Annotated in this window: 5 protein-coding genes; 1 reads left to right on the top strand and 4 read right to left on the bottom strand. The window is 76.4% G+C overall.

What is annotated here, in order from left to right:
- Positions 1-25: 25 nt before the first annotated feature.
- From mshC to HCN56_RS23520, 3 genes are all read right to left on the bottom strand, one after another.
- Entirely contained in the window at positions 26-1,255 is a 1,230-nt protein-coding gene (gene mshC, locus HCN56_RS23530; RefSeq protein WP_167974352.1) for a cysteine--1-D-myo-inosityl 2-amino-2-deoxy-alpha-D-glucopyranoside ligase, read from the bottom strand.
- Positions 1,256-1,422: 167 nt separating this feature from the next.
- Positions 1,423-2,376, bottom strand: a complete 954-nt coding sequence (locus tag HCN56_RS23525; RefSeq protein ID WP_376770921.1) for an Rv2133c family protein — start codon at positions 2,374-2,376, stop codon at positions 1,423-1,425.
- Positions 2,373-2,963: an Rv2134c family protein gene (locus tag HCN56_RS23520; protein WP_167974351.1), complete on the bottom strand. Its 591-nt coding sequence runs from the start codon at positions 2,961-2,963 to the stop codon at positions 2,373-2,375. The genes HCN56_RS23525 and HCN56_RS23520 overlap by 4 nt, the downstream gene beginning before the upstream one ends.
- 119 nt (positions 2,964-3,082) lie before the next feature.
- Here HCN56_RS23520 and HCN56_RS23515 point away from each other — a divergent pair, with 119 nt between their 5' ends.
- On the top strand, positions 3,083-3,985 hold the full coding sequence (locus HCN56_RS23515; protein WP_167974350.1) for an NAD-dependent protein deacetylase: 903 nt from the start codon (positions 3,083-3,085) through the stop codon (positions 3,983-3,985).
- A 46-nt stretch (positions 3,986-4,031) separates the two neighbouring features.
- Here the strand turns inward: HCN56_RS23515 and HCN56_RS23510 are convergent, their stop codons facing one another.
- The gene (locus HCN56_RS23510) at positions 4,032-4,721 is read right to left on the bottom strand and encodes an Rv2135c family putative phosphatase (protein WP_167974349.1); all 690 of its coding nucleotides are present in this window, start codon (positions 4,719-4,721) and stop codon (positions 4,032-4,034) included.
- Positions 4,722-4,959 lie beyond the last annotated feature (238 nt).

The following is a 4,959-nucleotide window of genomic DNA, read 5'->3' as shown; positions in this document are numbered from 1 at the left end:
GTGCTCCCGCCCGGACCGTCCGGCGTTACAGCGCCACGCCGAGCAGCGCGTCGACCGCCCGTGCGGCGATGCCGGGGGCGCCCTCGTCGTCACCGCCGTGGGCCGCCTGCTCGGCGGCCCAGCGGTCGAAGGCCGCCAGCGCCGCCGGGGCGTCGAGGTCGTCGGCGAGCGCCGCGCGCATCTCCGCGAGCAGCGGCAGCGCGGACGTACCGTCGGGACGCGAGACCGCGGCACGCCAGCGCGCCAGCCGCTCCGTGGCGGTGACCAGCACCTCGTCGGTCCACTCCCAGTCGGAGCGGTAGTGGTGGGCGAGGAGCGCGAGCCGGATCGCGGCCGGTTCGACCCCGTCGCGCCGCAGCTGCGAGACGAGCACGAGGTTTCCCCGCGACTTGGACATCTTCTCGCCCTCGTACCCCACCATGCCGGCGTGGGCGTAGGTGTGGGCGTAGGGGTGGCTGCCGGTGAGCGCCTGCGCGTGCGAGGCGCCCATCTCGTGGTGCGGGAAGACGAGGTCGGAGCCGCCGCCCTGCACGTCGAACCCCATGCCGAGGGTCTCCAGCGCGATGGCCACGCACTCGATGTGCCAGCCGGGCCGGCCGCGGCCGAGCGAGCCGCCGTCCCAGGAGGGCTCGCCCGGCCGGGCGGCGCTCCAGAGCATGGGGTCGAGCGGGTTCTTCTTGCCGGGCCGGTCCGGGTCGCCCCCGCGCTCGGCCGACAGCGCGCGCATGGTGGCCTGGTCGTAGTGGGAGACCTGGCCGAAGTGGGGGTCGGCGGCGACGGAGAAGTAGGTGTCGCCCTCCAGCTCGTAGGCGGCCCCCTGGTCCCGCAGCCGCTCCACCAGCGGAACGATCCGCGGTATGGCCTCGACGGCGCCGACGAAGTGGTCGGGGGGCAGCATGCGCAGGGCGGACATGTCGTCGCGGAAGAGGGTGGTCTCGCGCTCGGCGAGCGCGGTCCACTCCTCGCCGGTGGCCTGGGCCCGCTCCAGCAGCGGGTCGTCGATGTCGGTGACGTTCTGGACGTAGACGACCTGCCGGCCGGAGTCGAGCCAGACGCGCTGGACGAGGTCGAACGCGGTGTAGGTGGCCGCGTGTCCCATGTGGGTGGCGTCGTAGGGGGTGATGCCGCAGACGTAGATCCGGGCGACGGGCCCGGGAACGGGCCGGTCGGGCCCGCCCGTCGCGGTGTCGTGGAGCCGCAGGTCAGAGCCCTGACCTGGCAGGGCGGGGACTTCGGAGGCGGGCCAGGCATGCATGGGAAGAGCCTAACCGGCGGCCCCCGCACGGCACGATCGGTACCCGCCCCGGAACACGCGGCCGGGTGGGGTGGACAGGGCGGGAGCCCGGGCGGCGGGGCGCGGGATGGCGGGAACGTCGGCGCGACGGTGATCGGCGGTGCGGCGGCGCCGGGGCCCGGCGCACCCTAGATGGGCGGCCAGGGGACGGCGGGCCAGTCACCGCCGGGCAGCGGGTGCACCCCGGCGGAGAGCAGCGCGGTGACACGCTGCCGCAGCGCCGCCAGCTCTGTCGGGGAGATGAGCCCGGCCAGCCGGGCCGCGGTCGGCCCGCCGGGGGCGAGCCGGGCGTCCACCTCGGTGAGCGCGGCGACCGCCTCGGGGGTCAGTGGCTCGCCCGCCCACCCCCAGAGCAGGGTCCGGAGCTTGTTCTCCGTGTGGAACGCCACTCCGTGGTCGATGGCGCGCAGCGCGCCACCGGGTGCGGTGAGCAGGTGGCCGCCCTTGCGGTCGGCGTTGTTGATGACCGCGTCCAGCACCGCGAGGCGGCGCAGGGCCGGGTCGTCGGCGTGGACCAGCAGCGCCGTGCGGTCGGGCGCGACCTGGGCGTACCCCACCGCCCGCCAGCCGGGTCCGGGGTCGTCACCGTCCACCAGCGCCAGCAGCGCTTCGGCGGCCGGGCCGCCGACCGCGCGCAGGTCGCGGCCGTCGTCCTCCGGGACGCCGTCGCCCAGGACCCCCTCGGGCGCGGTCACCGGTATGTCCTCCGCCGCGTCGGTGTCCTCGGCTTCGCCGGCGCCGCCGTGGTCCGCGTCCTCGCCCCCGGCCCCGGGCGGTACCGGCCCGATCCACTGCTGGCACATGCCGGGCCCGTGCGGGCCCTCGCGCAGCACGGTGGGCGGCACGAGGTCCCAGCCCATCGCCCGGCAGACCTCCGCGGCGGCGACCTCACGGCCGGCGAGCGTCCCCTCGGGGAAGTCCCAGAGCGGCTGCTCCCCCGCGACCGGCTTGTAGACGCAGGCCGTGCGACGGCCCGCGTCCTCCACAGTGGCGTAGAAGACGGCGTTCGAGGCGCCGGTGAGTCGGCCGTGAACGGTCAGCGCACCGGTGGCGAGCAGCTGCTCGACCTCCTGGGGAGTCACAGCCGCCGCCGGTAACCGTTCTGGCGGGGGCAGACGTGGCCCTCGGGGTCCAGCGGCAGGTTGCAGAGCGGGCAGGGCGGGCGGCCCGCGTTGACGACGTCGAGCGCCCGCTTGGCGAAGGCGCGGGCCATGCCGCCGCTGAGGAGGACCCGGAGCATCGGCGGGCCGTTCTCGTCGTCACGCAGCAGGCGCTCCTCGGCCTCGGCGAACTCCTCGTCGGAGTCCGCCTCCAGCTCCACCAGCGCCTGCGCCTCCACCACCAGTCGTTCGGCGTCGCCGTCCCAGGCCAGCGCCATGGTGCCGACGCGGAACTCCTCGTCCACCGGGGTGCGGAGGGGGTCGGTGTCGGCGATGTCGGAGGGGGCGACGGCCGGTACGGCGGTCTTGCCGCCGGAACGGCGCACCACCTCGTCCAGCAGCTCGTCCACCCGCTCGGCCAACGCCTCGACCTGTGCCTTCTCGAGGGCGACGCTGGTGGTGCGGGTGCCGTCGCTCGCCTGCAGGAAGAAGGTGCGGCGACCGGGCAGTCCCACGGTGCCGGCGACGAAGCGGTCCGGAGGGTCGTAGAGGAAAACCTGACGGGACACCTGTTCCGCTCCGTGGGGTCGACAGTTGATTCAGGGGCACCCTACTGCGGGCGGGGATCACCGCGCGCCCGGCCCGGCGGCGCGGGCGCATCCCGTCGGGTCTTCTTTACGCTGGGGGCATGCGCATGCGGCCCACTCTCAGCTGGACCCCGGTCGGCGACCCGCTGCCCGCGACCACCGACCCGGCCCCCGTCGCGGAACTGCTGGGCGCGGGCGGCGTGCTCGTGCTCAGCGGGGCGGGGCTCTCCACGGAGTCCGGCATCCCCGACTACCGCGGGGAGGGCGGGAGCCTGTCGAGGCACACGCCCATGACCTATCAGGACCTGGTCTCCAGCGCCCCGGCGCGCCGCCGGTACTGGGCGCGCAGCCACCTGGGATGGCGGACCTTCGGCCGGGCCCGCCCCAACGCGGGCCATCGCGCGGTGGCCGCTTTCGGCGAGCTCGGACTGCTGGCCGGGGTCGTGACCCAGAACGTCGACGGCCTGCACCAGGCGGCGGGGAGCACGGGCGTCGTCGAACTGCACGGCGGACTGGACCGGGTCGTCTGCCTGGCCTGCGGCGTACGGAGCCCGCGGGACGAGCTCGCCGTGCGGCTGGCGGCGGCCAACCCCGGGTTCGCCCCGGTGCCCGCGGGGGTCAACCCGGACGGCGACGCGGACCTCACCGACGAGCAGGTCGGCGACTTCCGAGTGGTGGACTGCGCGGGGTGCGGCGGCCTGCTCAAGCCGGACGTGGTCTTCTTCGGCGAGAACGTGCCGCCGGAGCGGGTGGAGCGCTGCCGGGCCCTGGTGCGCGAGGCGGACTCCCTGCTGGTCCTCGGGTCCTCGCTGACGGTGATGTCGGGGCTGCGGTTCGTCCGGCAGGCGGCGGATGCCGGCAAGCCGGTGGTGCTGGTCAACCTCGGGCCGACCCGGGGCGACCGGCACGCCCGGGCGCGGGTCGCCCTGCCGCTGGGGGCGGCGCTCTCCGGGATCGCCTCCCGGCTGGGTACGGCGGTGCCCGACGTCCCGGCGACGGGGTGACCGGTCCGCCGTTGCGGCGCCGCCCTGCGGCCCCCGGCGGCGACCGCTACCGGCCGCCGCCGACGGCGGCGGTGCCGTCCGCGGCGGGGCCGTCCCCGCCGAGGCCGGGGCCGATGCCGTGGAGGTCACCGGTGTCGCCGAGCCGGAGCAGGAACGGACGCTCGGCGGTGTAGCGGATCGCGGTGAGCGAGCCGGGCCCGACGTTGATCCGCTGGAAGAGGTCGAGGTGGAGCCCGAGGGCGTCGGCCACGACGGCCTTGATGATGTCGCCGTGGGTGCAGGCCAGCCAGACCGCCTCGGCACCGTGCTCGGCCTCGACCGCCGCGTCGCCCTCCCGCGCCGCGGCGGCGGCGCGGTACGCCATGGCCCGCAGCGACTCCCCGCCGGGGAAGACGGCCGCGGAGGGCTGGCGCTGCACGACGTCCATCAGCGGCTCCCGGGCGAGTTCCCCGAGCTTGCCACCGGTCCAGCTGCCGTAGTCGCACTCGACGAGCCGCTCCTCGACCCGGACGGGGGTACCGGGGCGGGCGGCGAGCAGCGGGGCGACGGTCTCCCGGCAGCGTTGCAGCGGGCTGTGGACGACGGCCGCCAGCGGCACACCGGCCAGCCTGCCGGGGACGGCGGCCGCCTGCTCGCTCCCGAGGGCGTCGAGGCCGACCCCGGGGGTGCGGCCGGCGAGGATCCCGTCGGAGTTGGCGGCGGTTCGGCCGTGGCGGAGGAGGAGCAGGGTAGCCATGCGGAGAGCTTACGGCGGCACCGACCGGGGGGACCCCGGGACGCCGCCCGTAACCCCCGGGCCCGCGGCGCGTTATCCAGTCGACGGCCGACCGGCGAGCCCCGAGCACCCGCTCGGCCGTGGAACGCCCGCCTCCGGCCGGTCCCTCCCCCGGCTGCCCGGTGGCGGGGCGCCACCGCCGCGCAACCGGCCGTGGTGCCCGGCGGGCGGGTCGCCACGCACGCGACCCGCCCGTGCC

It is taken from the genome of Streptomyces lonarensis, from assembly GCF_012033735.1.
In the GTDB taxonomy this organism is placed as follows: domain Bacteria; phylum Actinomycetota; class Actinomycetes; order Streptomycetales; family Streptomycetaceae; genus Streptomyces; species Streptomyces lonarensis.
The sequence above is the reverse complement of the archived record's forward strand: the minus strand, read 5'-3'. Positions and strand labels throughout refer to the sequence as shown.